General features: G+C 64.7%; 14 protein-coding genes and 1 pseudogene. 6 read left to right on the forward strand and 9 right to left on the reverse strand.

What is annotated here, in order from left to right:
- The first annotated feature begins 209 nt into the window (after positions 1-209).
- The 6 genes from EU800_RS01805 (at position 210) to EU800_RS01830 (ending at position 6,725) form a co-directional block, all read left to right on the forward strand.
- On the forward strand, positions 210-1,793 hold the full coding sequence (locus EU800_RS01805) for an ABC transporter substrate-binding protein (protein ID WP_129627911.1): 1,584 nt from the start codon (positions 210-212) through the stop codon (positions 1,791-1,793).
- Between the two features lie 79 nt (positions 1,794-1,872).
- Entirely contained in the window at positions 1,873-2,883 is a 1,011-nt protein-coding gene (locus EU800_RS01810; protein ID WP_129627913.1) for an ABC transporter permease, read from the forward strand.
- Between the two features lie 10 nt (positions 2,884-2,893).
- Positions 2,894-3,802 carry an ABC transporter permease gene (locus EU800_RS01815; protein WP_129627915.1) on the forward strand — a complete coding sequence of 303 codons (909 nt, stop codon included), beginning with the start codon at positions 2,894-2,896 and terminating at the stop codon, positions 3,800-3,802.
- 4 nt (positions 3,803-3,806) lie between these two features.
- Positions 3,807-4,823 carry an ABC transporter ATP-binding protein gene (locus EU800_RS01820; RefSeq protein ID WP_129627917.1) on the forward strand — a complete coding sequence of 339 codons (1,017 nt, stop codon included), beginning with the start codon at positions 3,807-3,809 and terminating at the stop codon, positions 4,821-4,823.
- Positions 4,816-5,775, forward strand: coding sequence for an ABC transporter ATP-binding protein (locus tag EU800_RS01825; protein ID WP_129627919.1), 960 nt, complete (start codon positions 4,816-4,818; stop codon positions 5,773-5,775). The genes EU800_RS01820 and EU800_RS01825 overlap by 8 nt, the downstream gene beginning before the upstream one ends.
- The gene (locus EU800_RS01830; RefSeq protein ID WP_129627921.1) at positions 5,772-6,725 is read left to right on the forward strand and encodes a LysR family transcriptional regulator; all 954 of its coding nucleotides are present in this window, start codon (positions 5,772-5,774) and stop codon (positions 6,723-6,725) included. The genes EU800_RS01825 and EU800_RS01830 overlap by 4 nt, the downstream gene beginning before the upstream one ends.
- A gap of 81 nt (positions 6,726-6,806) precedes the next feature.
- Here EU800_RS01830 and EU800_RS29065 read toward each other — a convergent pair.
- The 9 genes and pseudogenes from EU800_RS29065 to EU800_RS01875 all read right to left on the reverse strand — a co-directional run.
- A pseudogene (locus EU800_RS29065) lies at positions 6,807-7,343 on the reverse strand (hypothetical protein); the annotation flags it as partial.
- A 15-nt stretch (positions 7,344-7,358) separates the two neighbouring features.
- Entirely contained in the window at positions 7,359-8,759 is a 1,401-nt protein-coding gene (locus EU800_RS29070; RefSeq protein WP_165354531.1) for a mechanosensitive ion channel domain-containing protein, read from the reverse strand.
- 65 nt (positions 8,760-8,824) lie between these two features.
- A complete protein-coding gene (locus EU800_RS01845) occupies positions 8,825-9,118 on the reverse strand; it encodes a hypothetical protein (RefSeq protein ID WP_129627927.1) in 294 nt (97 codons plus the stop codon).
- A gap of 165 nt (positions 9,119-9,283) precedes the next feature.
- Complete coding sequence (locus tag EU800_RS01850; RefSeq protein WP_129627929.1) at positions 9,284-9,592, reverse strand: hypothetical protein; 309 nt, start codon at positions 9,590-9,592, stop codon at positions 9,284-9,286.
- Positions 9,593-9,693: 101 nt separating this feature from the next.
- The gene (locus EU800_RS01855) at positions 9,694-10,635 is read right to left on the reverse strand and encodes an ABC transporter substrate-binding protein (RefSeq protein WP_129627931.1); all 942 of its coding nucleotides are present in this window, start codon (positions 10,633-10,635) and stop codon (positions 9,694-9,696) included.
- Positions 10,636-10,689: 54 nt separating this feature from the next.
- Positions 10,690-11,670 carry a ribose ABC transporter permease gene (locus EU800_RS01860; RefSeq protein ID WP_129627933.1) on the reverse strand — a complete coding sequence of 327 codons (981 nt, stop codon included), beginning with the start codon at positions 11,668-11,670 and terminating at the stop codon, positions 10,690-10,692.
- Positions 11,667-13,274: a sugar ABC transporter ATP-binding protein gene (locus EU800_RS01865; protein WP_129627935.1), complete on the reverse strand. Its 1,608-nt coding sequence runs from the start codon at positions 13,272-13,274 to the stop codon at positions 11,667-11,669. The genes EU800_RS01860 and EU800_RS01865 overlap by 4 nt, the downstream gene beginning before the upstream one ends.
- The gene (locus tag EU800_RS01870) at positions 13,267-14,052 is read right to left on the reverse strand and encodes a DeoR/GlpR family DNA-binding transcription regulator (protein ID WP_207209829.1); all 786 of its coding nucleotides are present in this window, start codon (positions 14,050-14,052) and stop codon (positions 13,267-13,269) included. The genes EU800_RS01865 and EU800_RS01870 overlap by 8 nt, the downstream gene beginning before the upstream one ends.
- Positions 14,053-14,466: 414 nt before the next feature.
- Positions 14,467-15,090 (reverse strand): ParA family protein, encoded by a 624-nt coding sequence (locus tag EU800_RS01875; protein ID WP_129627939.1) that lies wholly within the window; start codon positions 15,088-15,090, stop codon positions 14,467-14,469.
- Between the last annotated feature and the right edge of the window lie 63 nt (positions 15,091-15,153).

Below are 15,153 nucleotides of genomic sequence, written 5' to 3' on the forward strand. Positions count from 1 at the left end.
CATGCATTAGGCAGAGTTTAGCCAATCTTGATTAATTTGCGCGCATTCTTCCGGCATGTCATAAATCTCCTGCATGGTAGCCATCAACAGTCGTTTGTTTTCCTCCCGCCCCGCTTCTGCCTTCAATGGGAGCGTGCAGAGGCCCGGTCGCCCGGGTTCCCCCCGATCCTTCCGGCCCGTCCCAAGGGCCGCCAACATGGAGCCGAACCATGACACTCAGAAGATTATCCTCAGCGCTGACGGCCGCCGCAGTCGCGCTTTCTCTGGCGATGCCGGCACAGGCCGTCGAAAAGAAGGACAACCAGTTCTGGATGGTGATCGGTGGGCGGCAGCCGGTGTCGCACATCGACCCGGGCCAGTCCTACGACTACGCGATCCGGATGATGACGCAGGCGCTCTATGACGGCCTGGTCAAATACACCGGCAATCCGCCGACCGTCGAGCCCTGGCTCGCCACGAACTGGGAGACCTCGGACGACGGGCTGACCTGGACCTTCCACCTGGCCGAGAATGCAACCTTCCACAACGGCGACCCGGTGACCGCGGAGGCCGTGGTCTATTCCTACCGCCGCACGCTGGAGATGAACGAGGGCGTGGCCTGGATGCTCTCCGACGTGGTCCAGCCCGACAACATCACTGCCCTGGACGAGCACACCGTGCAATTCGTGCTCGACCGTCCCTATGCGCCGTTCCTGAGCTTCCTGCCCTGGTGGTTCGTGGTGAACCCCGCGCAGGTCGAGGCCAACGTGGTCGACGGCGACTTCGGCAAGGCATGGCTGGCCGAGAATGACGCCGGCTCCGGCCCCTACATGCTCGAGCGCTTCGATCAGGGAACGGCCTACTGGCTCAAGCGGAATGCCGACTACTGGAAGGGCTTCCCCTACGAGAACGAGGACATGGGCGGGATCATCTACCGGCTGATCCGCGAATCCGCCTCGCAGCGGGCGGCGCTGATCTCCGGCGAGGCGGACCTCGTGACGGATCTGACCCCGGAAGAGATCGAAACCGTGGGCGCCCGCCCGGATGTCGAAACAACCTCCACCCCGGCGCTGACCTCCTTCGGCCTGAAGATGAACACACAGGGCGAGCACATGTCGGACATCAACCTGCGCAAGGCGGTGGCTTACGCCTTCGACTACGACACCTTCGTGCAGGTCTATAACGGCAACGCGAAGCTCCAGACCTCGGCCTTCACCGATGCCGTGCAGGGCAAAGTCGATGTCGAGATGCCGCGGCAGGATCTCGAGAAGGCGAAGGAATATCTCGCCAAGTCGAAATACCCCGAGGGCGGCATCACGCTCGAATATGTCTATGTCCAGGGGCTGGAACAGCAGCGCCAGATGGGTCTTTCGCTGCTCAACAGCCTTCGTGATCTGAACATCGAGCTGGAAATGGTGCCGCTGACCTGGCCGAACATGGTTGCGCGCGCCGCCGACGTGGAACAGAGCCCCGACCTGATGGCGATCTTCGCCACGCCGGTCTCCACCGACCCCGACGCGGTGGCGATCCAGTATCATCCGAGCAGCCACGGCAAATACTACGGCTCGCACTACCTGGATGACGCCGAACTCAACGCGATGATCGAGGAAGCCCGCAGCCTGTCGGACTGGGAAGAGCGCGCGCCGATCTATGCTGGGATCCAGCAGAAGATCGTCGATCTGCAGCCCGAGATTTTCGGCATGATGCGCCAGCGCATGTTCGCCTACCGCGACTATGTGAACGGCTACTCCGACAGCCCGATCCGGATGACCAGCGAGGTGGATCTCTACCCGCTCTACATCCAGCCGAAGTAATCGGCCCCGACAGCGAAGGACCGCGGCCTCCGGGCCGCGGTCAACGGCCCATCCGGGCCTACACGAGGATCACGTCCCGATGCTGAAACTGATCGCCAAACGCATGGGCCTGATGGTGGTGATGCTGCTCGGCCTTGCCGTCATCACCTTCACCATCGCCAACGTCGCCCCGGGCGATCCCGCGCGGCTGGCCGCCGGTCCAGACGCCAACCAGGCAATGGTCGAGCAGATCCGCGTCGAGCGCGGCTTCGACCGCCCCCTGCCGGTGCGCTTCGTGCTTTATGTCGATCAATTGCTGCATGGCGATTTCGGCTCATCGGTCTATACCGGCCGGCCGGTGGCCCGCGACATCGCGCAGTTCCTTCCCGCGACAGTCGAACTCGTCCTGTTCTCCATATCCATCGCGATCGTTCTCGGCGTCCCGCTCGGTGTCATCGCGGCGGTCCGACAGAACAAGCCAATCGACCACGCGATCCGCCTGCTCTCCGTCTCCGGTGTCGCGCTGCCGATGTTCTGGCTCGGCCTCATGCTGCAATGGTATCTGGCGCTCGATCTCGGCCTCTTCCCGCTCGGTGGCCGGCTCGGAATCTTCACCGATGTGCCGGAGCCGATCACCGGGATGATCAGCATCGATGCACTCCTGCGCGGCCAGTTCGCGGTGGCCGGCGAGGCGCTCTGGCACATGGTGCTTCCGGCAACCGCCTTGAGCTTCCCGGCGCTCGCGGCAATCATCCGCGTCAACCGCGCCGAGATGCTGGAAGTGCTCGGCCGCGACTATGTCACCAACGCCCGCGCCCAGGGTATCGGCCCCTGGCGCATCATCGCGGTCTATTCGCTCAAGAACGCGATCCTACCGACTCTGGCCATGATCGGCCTGCGCTTTGGCTGGATGCTCGGCGGCACCGTTCTGGTCGAAGGCGTGTTCGATTTCCCCGGCCTCGGGCTCTACGCCGCCAAGGCGGCGGTCTCGTCGGATTTCGAGCCGATCATGGCGGTCACCCTGACCCTCGGCGCCGCCTTCATGCTCATCAACCTCGTGATCGACCTGCTCTACGCGGTGCTCGATCCCCGCGTTCGCAACCAGATCTGAGGCGGCCGAGATGACAGACAGCAACATCACCGCCACCGACCTCCGCACCGCCGGCAAGCCCGCGCCCAAGAGCTTCCGCGAGACCCGGCGGATGATCCGGACCTATTCGCGCTCCTTCTCCTCGATGCTCGGCCTCGCGCTGGTCGCCTTGTTCCTGTTCGTGGCGCTCTTCGGCCCGTGGCTTGCGCCCTACCCCGAAGACGCCTATGGCGCGGTGAATTTCGACATCAAGCTCCTGCCACCCTCGCCCGACCACTGGTTCGGAACGGACCAGGTCGGATCCGACATCCTCTCGCGCGTGCTGATCGGCGCGCGGACCACGCTCCAGATCGGCCTTACCGTGACCGGCATCGCCGTGCTGATCGGCGTGCCGCTCGGCCTGATGGCCGGGATGGTCGGCGGATGGCTGGCCGAAACGATCATGCGGGTCACTGACATCTTTCTCTCGATTCCCGGTCTGATCCTCGCCATCGCCATCGTCGGTGCGCTCGGGCCGGGCATCCTCAACGCAATGCTGGCCCTCTCGCTCGTCTGGTGGCCGGGCTATGTCCGCCTCGTGCAGGCCAAGACGCTCAGCCTGCGCAACGAGACCTATGTGGACGCCGCCCGCGCGCTCGGCGCCGGGCCGTTCCGGATCCTCTTCGTCCACGTCCTGCCGAACTGCCTCTCCCCGATCGTCGTCAAGGCGTCGATGGACATGGGCATGGCGATCCTCGGCGCGGCGTCTCTGGGGTTTCTCGGCCTCGGCGCCCAGCCGCCTTATCCCGAATGGGGAGCCATGATCTCCACCGGGCGGGCCTATCTGCCCGACTGGTGGTGGTGTTCCTTCTTCCCCGGCATGGCCATCTACCTGACGGTGCTCGGCTTCAACCTGCTCGGGGACGGTCTTCGCGACGTGCTCGACCCGCACCAGAGGTGACGACATGGACTCGCTGCTCGACATCCGGAACCTCTCGCTGGTGTTCGACACGTTCGACGGCACCTATCACGCCATCGACGACGTGAGCCTCAGCCTCAAGCCCGGCGAGGCGCTCGGGCTCGTGGGCGAGACGGGATGCGGCAAGTCCGTGCTCACCCGCGCCGCCTTCGGCCTCGTGCCGAGCCCGCCGGCGCGGATCACCCAAGGCTCGGTGAAGCTCGACGGAATGGAGCTTCTCGGCCTTACCGACCGCGCCCTGCGCCAGGTGCGCGGGCGCCAGGTGGCAATGATCTTCCAGGACCCGATGACCTACCTGAACCCGGTCTTCAAGGTCGGCACCCAACTCGTGGACGCGATCCGCGCCCAGCATGGTGGCGCCATCGACCGCAAGGCGGCCCGGGAGATCGCGCTCGACATGCTGGAGAAGGTGCACCTGCCGAACCCGCTGCGGCAGTTCAATTCCTACCCGCACGAGCTTTCCGGCGGCATGCGCCAGCGGATCCTGATCGCCATGGCGCTGGCAGCGCGGCCGAAGCTCCTCATCGCCGACGAGCCGACCACGGCGCTCGACGTCACGATCCAGGCGCAGATCCTCGACCTGATGGCGGAACTCGTCGACGACATGAATCTGTCAATGATCATGATCTCCCACGATCTCGGCGTGGTCGCGCAGGTATGTTCGCGCGTGGCGGTGATGTATGCCGGAAAGATCGTCGAGGACGCCCCGATCCGCGAGATCTTCGAGACCCCCGTGCATCCCTACACCAAGGGCCTTCTGGGCGCCCTGCCCCACCCCTTCCGGCCGGCCGATGACCTCGAGAGTATCCCCGGCAACCTGCCCGACCTGCTCGACCCGCCACCGGGCTGCCGGTTTGCCGGCCGCTGCACCTTCCGCCGCCCCGAATGCGACGCGCCGATCCCGCTGGCGGAGATCGCGCCGCGCCATTCGGTCGCCTGCGTCCTGCGCCCGGGCGCAGTCACGCCGGCCGTCGCCGCGACGAAGGATCTGAACCATGCTTGAGATCGACAACCTGAAGGTGCATTTCCCGGTCGCGTCCGGACAGACCGTCCGCGCGGTGGACGGGGTCACCCTGACGCTCTCGGCTGGCGAGACGATGGGACTGGTCGGCGAGAGCGGGTCGGGAAAATCCACGGTGGGCAAGGCGGCGCTTCGCCTCGTGCCGTCGACATCGGGCGCGATCCGGATCGGCGATCTCGACGTCACAAAGGCTCGCGGCCCCCAGATGCGCAAGCTGCGCTCGCGGGCCCAGATGGTGTTTCAGGACCCGCATTCCTCCCTCAATCCGCGCATGACCATTCGGCGCGCCGTCGCCGAGGGGCTGATCCTCAACACTTCCCTCCGCGGCCGGGCGCTCAACGAAAAGGTGGCCGGGATGCTGGAGTCGATGGGCCTGCCGGCGCAGTTTCACGACCGCTTCCCGCACGAGCTGTCCGGCGGCCAGAAACAGCGGGTCTGCATCGCCCGCGCTTTGGCGCTCGACCCCGACCTGCTGGTCCTCGACGAACCCACCTCGGCGCTCGATGTCTCGGTTCAGGCACAGATCCTCCGCGTCCTGCGCCGCCTGCACGAGGCCCGGCCGGAGATGACGCAGCTCTTCATCTCGCACAACCTCGCGGTGGTCCGTTTCCTGTGCCAGACCGTCGCCGTGATGTATCTGGGGCGTATCGTCGAAATGGGGTCGGTGAGCCGCGTGTTCGATGCGCCGGCCCATCCATACACCAGGGCGCTGCTTTCCGCCGTGCCAGTCCCGGAAGCAAAGCGACGTCCCGACCGGATCCGCCTGCAGGGAGACATTCCCAGCCCGACCGCGCTTCCGAAGGGCTGTGCCTTTCACACCAGGTGTCCGATCGCGAAAAAGGGCGTATGCAATGTCGAGGAACCGCCGGAGATCGGACTGGAGGACGGTCGGGTGGTAAGATGTCACTTCGCCTTGGGACCCGCGCCTGAATGAGCTTTCGCCTTGACCGCCTGGCGGTGCAACTCGACTGGAACCTTCTTCGTACCTTCATGGTGATCGTGCAGGAGCGCTCGATCACCGGCGCGGCGGCACGGCTCAACGTCACGCAGCCATCGGTCTCCGCCGCGCTCCGGCGTCTCGAGGAACGGCTCGAGCTCAGGCTGGTCGAACGCGGCTCGGGGCAGACCTTCGTGGTGACCCGCGCAGGCGAGGCGGTCTATCGCGAGGCGCTGGAGATCTATGGCGGCGTCGTCCGGCTCAACAATATCGACGCGAGCGACGGCCTCCAGCTCTCCGGCAATGTCGTGATCCACCGCTCCAGCCATCTCGAAATGGACCGGATCATGACCGTGCTGGCCGAGTTCCGCAATCAGCACCCGGGCGTCACGTTCTCCCTCCGATCGGTCCCCTGCGCGGAGGTGACCCAGGCGCTCCTGCACCGGGTTTCGTCGCTGGGGCTCTGCACCCGCATCGACCCGACGATCCAGCGTCTGAAGGCCCTCCCGCTCACGCCACAGGAGTTCGGCGTCTTCTGCGGCCCCGAACATCCGCTCTATCGCCAGCAGGTGGCAGACCCCGCCCTCCTCGCGGACTCCGACGTCGTCGGCTTCGAGGAAGACCAGATGGCCGGAGCCTTGTCCGCCGTGGCACGGTTCCGGATGCAGAACGGGATCGGGGCGCGCTTCATCGCCGCGGCGACCGGGATCGTGGATCTCGTGGAACTCATCGAGAGCGGCACGGCCATCGGCTGCATGTCGCGCGGCCACGCGGCGCGCTACGGCTACCGTCTCTGGCAGATCCCGCTCGATGTCCCGCCGCCCGTGGTCGAGGTGTATTCGCTTGTAGACGGCGAACGCCTGATGACGCCGCTCGAGGTCGCCCTGCTGGAGACCCTTGAGGCGGAAGGGCTCGCGCAAATGCCCCGCCCCAGATCCGACGTCTGACATCAAGTTGAAGCTGAGGGGAAATCGCGGCGCGGCGATCAGCGGCCACTCGAACTCGCCGGATGCATCCCGGCCGGGCCGCTATTTCTTGTCGGTCTCTCCGGATGTGTCCGTGCCCTTGGACAGCGGTTCGCTTTCCTCCAGCGGCGGCGCCGCCGCCGAGAGCGGCTCGCCTCCGGCGTCCTCGAGTTCCTCCGCCGTCACGTTGAAATCCGGAGAGCCGGGCGGCGGGTAGCTCAGTTTCCCGTCCAGCTGACGCTGACGGTCTCCCGGGAGATTCGGAAACGGCAATTCCTGTTTCCGCCGCCAGGCCGAAACCTCCCGCTTGACGTCGCGAGACCGGTCGGCGTCGAGCCCATCGTCCCTGCCCAGATAGAGAGTATGCGACGGGAAGGCGAACCCCGTGCCGGACAGCTCGACGATCGACATGATCCTGAACTGGACATCCTCCTTAATCGCAAAGAAGTCGTTCCATTCGCGGGTCACGGCATAGACCCGGATATCGATATCGAGCGAGGACGCGCCGAAATTCGAAAACCTGACGCGCACTGTGTCGCTGTCGATCCGCGGATGACCGATGAGCATCTCGCGCAGCTTCGCCACCACGTATCGCAGCTGATCTTCGTCGGTCTCTTAGCGCAGCCCGATCGTCTGGCTGATCAGCATGCGGTCGCATTGCGCCCAGTTGACGATCTGCATGTCTGCGAACTGGGCGTTGGGCACCGTGATCATCGTCCGGTCCTTGGCCCGGACCTGGGTAGATCGGATGCCGATGCTCTCGACCGTCCCGCTCCGGTCGCCAAAGGTGCAGAAATCTCCGACGCGGATCGGCCGGTCGAGGTAGAGAATGAACCCGCCGATCAGATTCTCCAGGGTCGGCCGGATCGCGAGGGCGATGGCAAGCCCGCCGATTCCGAGGCCGGCCAGCAGGCTGAACACCGGCAGGCCGATATCTTGCGCGCCATAGGCAACGATCACGATGCCGCCCACTATGCCGATGATCCGGGCGATCAGCCTCAGCATGTGGGCGTCGAAATTTTGCTCGGGCAGTGCGCTTCTGGAAATTGCCGTCTCGAAGATAGCCAGCAACAGGACCCAGAAGGTCCAGGCGAGTGCCAGATAGATCACCGCGGTCAGGCCGGCATACGTAACCGCCGCGAACGTTCCGGCGACGATGATCTGGCCGGAGAGGAAATAGCGCAGGCCGAGGCCGGCGAGGAGCACGGCCAGCGGGCTCAGCAGAAGGCGCCAGCGCTCGCCGACCCGACCGCCCCAGTCGGGATGCGTTGTCGCGCGGTTCCAGGCAAGAAGGATGAGCACCGATATCGCCGTCAGGAGGACAGACGCGACGATCTTCCAGATCGGTGTGCCGAGGACCGGGCGCTTGAGCTTTTCCGGCACCGCATCGGCCAGTGCGACCGGAACCATCGGCCCGGTGAACTGGCGGATCTCCGACCCCCACGAGCGAACTGGTCCGGGGGTATGAAGCGGAAGGTTTTCGACCGTCCTGTAGAATTGCGGGGCCGAATTCACCGTGTGTTGGCTGAACAGGAACTCGCCCTGCCGGGGCCCGTCCGCGATCCGGACGATGCGGAAGGGCGTGTCCGGCACGGCATAGGCGGCGGGGCTTCCGGGTTTGAAGGCCGTGGCATCCGGCACCGTGTCGAGCGCCGGCAGCGGGACACGGTTGAAGATGTCGAGAAGATAGGTCGCGGTCTCCGCCCCGACCTCGCGGCGCGTCGCCTCGGGAACCTGGGACAGGTCGATCAGCGAGAGCCACTGGTCCAGAACCAGCGCGATCCGGTCCGCGCTCTGGCGGTCATGCGCCGTCTTGTAGGCGGTCATCGCAGCTTCGAACTCGGCGCTCAGCCGCTGGAAGCTTGCGATCACGCCCCTAGGACTGCTCGTCTCCAAACCATATTGCGGGCCAACCACCGCGCCGGCCGACGCCTGTCCCGGATCGGCGCCAGCCTCCGAAGGCGCCTCCTGAGCCACGGCGATTGCCGACATGAGCAACAGGGCCGCGAGTCTCATCGTCGCGGCCGAGGCGGCGCTGAGCAGGCACCTTGTCCATCCGAAATGTGAAGAAGCGCGCATTTTCAATATCCGTTCGGATCGACAGTTTCGAAGGAAAGGGTGCGCCGCAAGCTGAAATTGCCGCGGCTGCGGCTCCCGACCGCCAATGAGCGGAAGGTTCGCTGACCGCTCGCGCCGGGTTCGAACCGCGCGAAGCGCGTTGCGAAGAGCTTCGAGAGTCCGGCCATGTACCAGCCGTGCACCGTGATCAGAAGCACCAGAACAAGCAGGCCGAAATCTTCCAGGCCCGACACCACGGTCGTTCCAACCGCGGTCAGGACGGGATCGACCGTGTCTTTCACAACGCTTTCATCCATTGCGGAAATCCCTTTCCCAGAGGGAAAGCTGAACTGACCAGCGAGCGGATCGGGCGGTCTCCCGCCTCAGTCGGCACCGTTCGATTTCCCCGGTCCGGAATGACGTCAGGAGACGATGCGCCGGAAGACGGCAGGCCGCCGGGTCGGCGGGAGAGTCGGACACCACTATGGCCGGCGCCGCGCACTTGCCATCAGAGAACGGCGCGCCGGAACTCCGGCGACGGACAGTGGCGTCAGGGGCATGCCGATGATGTCGATGAAGACCGGCACGCTTTCCACCAGCACCGGCATTTCGCCGTCGATGATCGTTACGGTGTTGTGCAGACCGCCGCTCTCGAGGGCCGAATTCTGCGGCACGACGACCGTCTGGCGCAGAGTACCCGTATCGAGAACCGAGATGTCAGCGTTGGGCGGATCGGTGAGGAAGCTATCCTCGCATTCGCTCCAGAATGGCGCGAAAGAATCCCTGGTCATGTTGCCGTGGATCCGCTCCAGCCGATCGGAGAGGAACAGCGTGGTCAGGCTGACGTCATGCAGGGTTCGGACGGCCGCGCTTGCGGCCGCCCGACGCCGGATCAGCGGGCCGCTGTCCAGCCGTTATAGGTGTCCAGATTCTCGGCCGTGATCAGCTCCGGATCGAGAAGAACCGTGCTCGGATCGGGCGTTTCGCCATTGAGAACCTGGTTGGCCATATCAAGCGCCATCCCGGCCATGACATACGGGTCCTGGCTGGCCGACGCCTTGATCAGCGAGCCGTCGGTGGCGAGCGCAACCTCGATATCGGGGGCACCGTCAACCGCGGTGATGATGAAGCCGTCCCGTTTCAGTTGCTTGGCGGCCAGCTCGGCGCCGATGCCCGTCGGATCGTTGATCGCAAACACGGCGTCGATATCGTCGAAGCGGGTCAGCAGACCCTGCATCACGTCCAGACCGCCATCGCGCGAGCCCTGACCGTTCTGGTCGTCGGAGAGGATGGTGATGCCAGGATTCGCCGAGAAGACTTCCTTGCAGCCTTCGACGCGGTCGATGATCGAGGACGAGGCCGGGCCGTTGATGATGATGACGTTGCCTTCGCCGCCGATGTTGTCGACGATGTACTGGCAGGCCTTGCGACCGGCCGCGACGTTGTCGGTCATCACCGTGACGTCGGCGCCGGGGGCGGACACGTCGAAGGCGGAGACGACGATGCCGGCATTCTTGGCGCGCATCACGGCCGGCGCGATGGCCTTGGCGTCCACGGCGTTCAGCATGATGACATCGACGCCGGCGGCGATGAAGTTGTCAATCTGGTTGACCTGCTTGTTCAGGTCATAGTCGGCAGAGACCGAGATCACTTCCACGTCCGGATTGATCTTCCGGGCCGCGTCCTCGATGCCGTTGATCGTGGCGACGAAGAACGGGTTGCCGAGCAGGCCGACCGAAATGCCGATGCTGTTGAGCTTCTCCTCGGCCTGGGCACTGGACGTGATCGCCAGTGCCGCAACCGAGCCAAGAAGGAGTTTACTGATTGTACGCATGGTTACCTCCCTTATGCGATTTATGGGGTCGTTCCGTGTCGGGGCGGGATCGGTTCAGGTGTTGGACGTTCCCTTGAGCCGGTAGCGGTCGAGCGTGACCGCGATGATGATCACCAGCCCCTTGATGATGAATTGCCAGATGTCGGACACGCCGGTCAGGATCAGTCCGTTCGACAGCACCGCGATGATCAGCGCACCGATCAAGGTGCCCCAGATCGAGCCGACGCCGCCGACAAAGCTGGTGCCGCCGAGGATGACCGCCGCGATGGCATCGAGCTCGTAGGCCTGTCCGAGCTGCAACCCGTTGGCCGCATAGAGCCGCGCTGCCGACATCACCCCGCCGAGCCCGGCGCAGAGGCCGGAGAAGGCGTAGACGAAGAGCAGCACCACCCAGACCTTGATGCCGGCGAGCCGGGCAGCCTCGACATTGCCGCCGACCGCGTAAATCCAGGTCCCGAGGATCGTCCGCTTGAGGATGAACCAGGACAGCAGAACGATGGTGAGCGCGATGATGGCCAGCCATGGCACACCGAACAGCCCGCCATTGCCGATCGCCTCGAACGGAAGTTCGGGGTTGAAGACGGTGGTGTCGTCCCCCATCAGCCGTGCCACGCCGCGCACCGCCGTCAGGGATCCGAGCGTCACGATGAAGGGTGGAAGCCCCAACGTCGCGATCAGCCCGCCATTGGCCAGCCCGAAGATCAGCCCCACCAAAAGGCCGATCGTGACGCCCAGAACGCCGCCAAGCGTATAGGTCGAGAAGATCACCGCAGCCATCGCCGAGGCGGCCAGGATCGAGCCGACCGACAGGTCGATGCCGCCGGTCAGGATCACGAAGGTCATGCCGGCGGCAAGGACGATATTGATCGAGGCCTGCTGCAGAACGATGGAAAAGTTCACGGTCGACATGAACTTGCCGGTGAGCAGCTCGAAGGCGACCGCCAGGAGGATCAGCACCGGCAGCATGCCGAGCGCAAAGAAGCGCGCCCTCAGCCGGTCGCGTCTGGTTGCTGCTGCCGCGGTTGCGTCGCTCATGCTGACGGTCCTTCGATTGTCGGTTGAATGTTGGAATCGCCCTGCGGGTCGGTCGCCTGCCCCGCGACACTCTTGGAATGGGTGGCGAAGGCCATGATGGCCTCCTGCGTGATCGGTCGGTCCCGGGTGCGGGCGATCGTGCCGACGATCTGCCCGTCGCGCATGACCAGCACGCGGTCCGCCATGCCGACGATCTCGGGCAGCTCGCTCGAAATCATCACGACCGCCAGGCCCTGCCGGGCCAGGCCGTCGATCAGACGGTAGATCTCCGACTTCGCCCCGACATCGACGCCGCGGGTCGGTTCATCGAGCAGAAGCACCCGTGGCTTCAGTTCCAGCAGGCGTCCCAGCAGAACCTTCTGCTGGTTCCCGCCGGACAAGGCGCCGACCTTTAGCGTGGCAGAGGGCGTGCGGATGTCGAGCGCCTTCACCGCAGCCTTTGCCCGGTTCAACGTCGCGCCGAGATCCCGGACGCCGCCTCGGCCGGCATCCTGGTCCAGCACGCAGATGCCGATATTGTCCGCGATGGACATCTCAAGGAACAGTCCGAGGATCTTTCGGTCCTCGGTGAGATAGACAATCCCGTTCTCGAGACCCTCGCGCGGGGATTTCGGCGTGACCTCCGTGTCGCCGATGAAGACCTTGCCCGTTTGTGACGGGTCGGCGCCGTAGATCAGGCGGGCAAGCTCGGTCCGCCCGGATCCGACGAGCCCGGCAATTCCCAGAACCTCGCCTTCATGCACCTCGAAACTGCAGCCGTGGACATGTTTGCGATCGGCCATGTTCTCGACCCGCAGCACCACCTTCCGGTTCGGGTCCGGCTCCGAGTGATCCTTCGCGTAGAAGCTCGAGATGTCCCGCCCGACCATCATCTTCAGCAGCCGCGCCTCGTCGATCTCGTCATGCTCGAGCGTCCCGATATAGGTTCCGTCCCGCAGCACGGAGCAGCGGTCCGCCAGGGCGTAGACCTCGTTCATGCGGTGCGAGATGTAGAGGATGGCGATGCCGTCGGCCTTCAGCCCGGCGATCACGTCGAAGAGCTTGCTCACCTCGTGGTTCGACAGCGAGGTCGTCGGCTCGTCCATCACGATGATCCGCGAGTCGCCCGCCATCGCGCGGGCGATCTCGACAAGCTGGCGCTCACCCAGCGACAGGCGCGACACGATGGTGTCGGGGGCGAAATCCACGCCCAGCCGGTCTAGGACGACCTTTGTCCGGCGCAGGGTCTCCTGCCGGTCGACCCGCCAGCCGCGGGAGATCTCTTCGCCCAGGAACAGGTTTTCTGCGACGGTCAGGTTGGGCGCCAGCGACAGTTCCTGATAGATCACCGCGACCCCGCGCGCCCGCGCCTCCTTGGGGTTTCCCGGCGGCAGCGGGGTGCCCTCGACCAGCACATGCCCGCCATGGTCCGGAGAATAGGCGCCCGAGAGGATCTTCATCAGCGTCGACTTGCCGGCGCCGTTCTCGCCCATCAGGGCGTGCACCTCGCCGGCATAGGCAACCATCGAAACGTCCCGCAGGGCGCGGACGGACCCGAAAGTCTTGCTGATGTCGCGCATTTCCAGTGCGGGGGCGGTGTTTGCAGGAGACGCTCCGTCAGCCATGCGCATCCCTCCCCGTTTCGGCAACGATGACATCCACGCCCGCATCCTCCAGCATTTTTGCGTCCCGGTCCGCCAGCCCGTCGTCAGTGATCAGGCGATCGACCTTGTCGAAGGTCAGCGCGACCTTCGGATGCAGATCCTCGAACTTGTGACTGTCGACCAGAACGATCACTTCGGTCGCGACGGCCGCCATCTCGCGCGTGTGCTGCACCAGAAGCGGGTTGGCCTCCAGCAATCCCCGTTCGCTGACCCGAAGGGCCCCGACAAAGAACTGCGATGCGAAGAGGTTGCGCTGCCGAACCTGCGGATCGAACAGGATCCCGGGTTCACGATGCAGGTCTCCGCCTCCCACCGTGAGCTGGCAGGTCCCGTTTTCCGACAGATAGGCCGCCAGCGGCATCGAGTTGGTCAGGATCCGGATGTTGCGCCTGGCGACATGCCGGCCGAAGTGGAAACAGGTCGAGCCGCCATGCACGAGGATGATGCTTCCATCCCGGACCAGCTTGCCCGCTTCCCTGGAAATGGCAGTCTTTTCCGCAACATGGAGGTCGAGATTCTCGACGAAGGGCCGCGCGACGGCGCGTTGATACATCCCGGAATTCCCGAGGCGTGCGATGCCGCCATGGACCTTCTTGATCGATCCCTTCGCGTGGAGCTTGTCGATCTCCCGCCGGATGGTGGCAGCCGAAACCCCCATCTCCGCCTGCAGCTCGCGAACCGTCAGAAAGGGCCGCTGCGCCAGCAAGTTCAGAATGCCTTCTTGTCGATGCAGATCCATCACGACTCGGCCTCTCTCTCGTGCCGGAGGATGATGATATTTACTCGGAATGCAATAAAATTCCTCTAATAGTGATAATTCTTGCAAATCCTCGAGAGCAAATCCGAGGATTTAAGAAAATTTCATCACCGGTAAGCGAAATCTCTCAGATGGGCAACGTGCGAACGCTGTCCGAAAGTCCGCCTCCACGGCCAAGCCGCGACACCGGCAAAAAGAAGCCTGCACGCCGATTTCCCGGACGAGGGACAGCTTAGTGGCGGTCGGAACGGGACGGCGCTGTGCGGTCCTTGCAAAGCTCGCCCGGCGGGAATTTGGCTCCCCAGGACCTCAACGGAAAAACCGGACGCTTTTTGTCATTCGCGACAGGCAGAAATTGGCCCACTCCAGCATCCTTGGCGCGAGCGCCCGCGCCGGTCAGACCAATGCCCGGATCAGCGGCGTCCACTGTTCCCGCATCGGCCGGTAGGCTGCCTGACCCTTGTCGAAGATCGACAGCCCCTCTTCGGCCAGGTCGCCATAGGCCACGCGCTCGGTGATCCGTGCCACCGGCGCCTGACCGACCTTTTCAAAAAAGGCATCGAGCCGCGCATTGGCCCGTCCGCGCGCCTTCACCCGGTTGGCCAGAAGCTCGATTCCCACCTTGCCCTTGCGGATCCGCTTGATGTCGTGGAGATCCTTGAGGAACCGCTTCGTGCTGTCGGCATCGAAAAAGGACGGCATCACCGGGCAGATCACCGCCTTGGCCTCGGCCACGAGCATTTGCGAGTCGTCGTCGTAGAGCGCACCGGGCGCGTCGATCACGACCCAGTCGACGCCCTTGGGCACGTCACCCAGCGAGCGGTGCGACGACCAGTCGAGATGCAGGATCCGCGTCGCCTGTCGCGGTCGACGCTTTAGCCAGCGGGTGGTCGACTTCTGAAGGTCCGCATCCGCCAACGCCACTTTCCAACCGCCCTCGGCCAGCGCCGCCGCCAGCGTGATCGCGGTGGTGGTCTTGCCGCAACCGCCCTTCCGGTTGGCGATCAATACTGTCTTCATCTGCCCGTCACCTCTTCGATCCTGTCCCTTCGCCGCGGAAACCTGCGGGGAGTCCCGCGCCGC

Source organism: Tropicimonas sp. IMCC6043, assembly GCF_004146235.1.
Classification (GTDB): Bacteria; Pseudomonadota; Alphaproteobacteria; order Rhodobacterales; family Rhodobacteraceae; genus Tropicimonas.

What these genes read in the sequence shown, in the direction of transcription:
- EU800_RS01805 (WP_129627911.1), top strand. Translation starts at nt 210, where the DNA reads ATGACACTCAGAAGATTATCCTCAGCGCTGACGGCCGCCGCAGTCGCG.
- EU800_RS01810 (WP_129627913.1), top strand. Translation starts at nt 1,873, where the DNA reads ATGCTGAAACTGATCGCCAAACGCATGGGCCTGATGGTGGTGATGCTG.
- EU800_RS01815 (WP_129627915.1), top strand. Translation starts at nt 2,894, where the DNA reads ATGACAGACAGCAACATCACCGCCACCGACCTCCGCACCGCCGGCAAG.
- EU800_RS01820 (WP_129627917.1), top strand. Translation starts at nt 3,807, where the DNA reads ATGGACTCGCTGCTCGACATCCGGAACCTCTCGCTGGTGTTCGACACG.
- EU800_RS01825 (WP_129627919.1), top strand. Translation starts at nt 4,816, where the DNA reads ATGCTTGAGATCGACAACCTGAAGGTGCATTTCCCGGTCGCGTCCGGA.
- EU800_RS01830 (WP_129627921.1), top strand. Translation starts at nt 5,772, where the DNA reads ATGAGCTTTCGCCTTGACCGCCTGGCGGTGCAACTCGACTGGAACCTT.
- EU800_RS29070 (WP_165354531.1), bottom strand. Translation starts at nt 8,759, where the DNA reads ATGAGACTCGCGGCCCTGTTGCTCATGTCGGCAATCGCCGTGGCTCAG.
- EU800_RS01845 (WP_129627927.1), bottom strand. Translation starts at nt 9,118, where the DNA reads ATGGATGAAAGCGTTGTGAAAGACACGGTCGATCCCGTCCTGACCGCG.
- EU800_RS01850 (WP_129627929.1), bottom strand. Translation starts at nt 9,592, where the DNA reads ATGACCAGGGATTCTTTCGCGCCATTCTGGAGCGAATGCGAGGATAGC.
- EU800_RS01855 (WP_129627931.1), bottom strand. Translation starts at nt 10,635, where the DNA reads ATGCGTACAATCAGTAAACTCCTTCTTGGCTCGGTTGCGGCACTGGCG.
- EU800_RS01860 (WP_129627933.1), bottom strand. Translation starts at nt 11,670, where the DNA reads ATGAGCGACGCAACCGCGGCAGCAGCAACCAGACGCGACCGGCTGAGG.
- EU800_RS01865 (WP_129627935.1), bottom strand. Translation starts at nt 13,274, where the DNA reads ATGGCTGACGGAGCGTCTCCTGCAAACACCGCCCCCGCACTGGAAATG.
- EU800_RS01870 (WP_207209829.1), bottom strand. Translation starts at nt 14,052, where the DNA reads ATGGATCTGCATCGACAAGAAGGCATTCTGAACTTGCTGGCGCAGCGG.
- EU800_RS01875 (WP_129627939.1), bottom strand. Translation starts at nt 15,090, where the DNA reads ATGAAGACAGTATTGATCGCCAACCGGAAGGGCGGTTGCGGCAAGACC.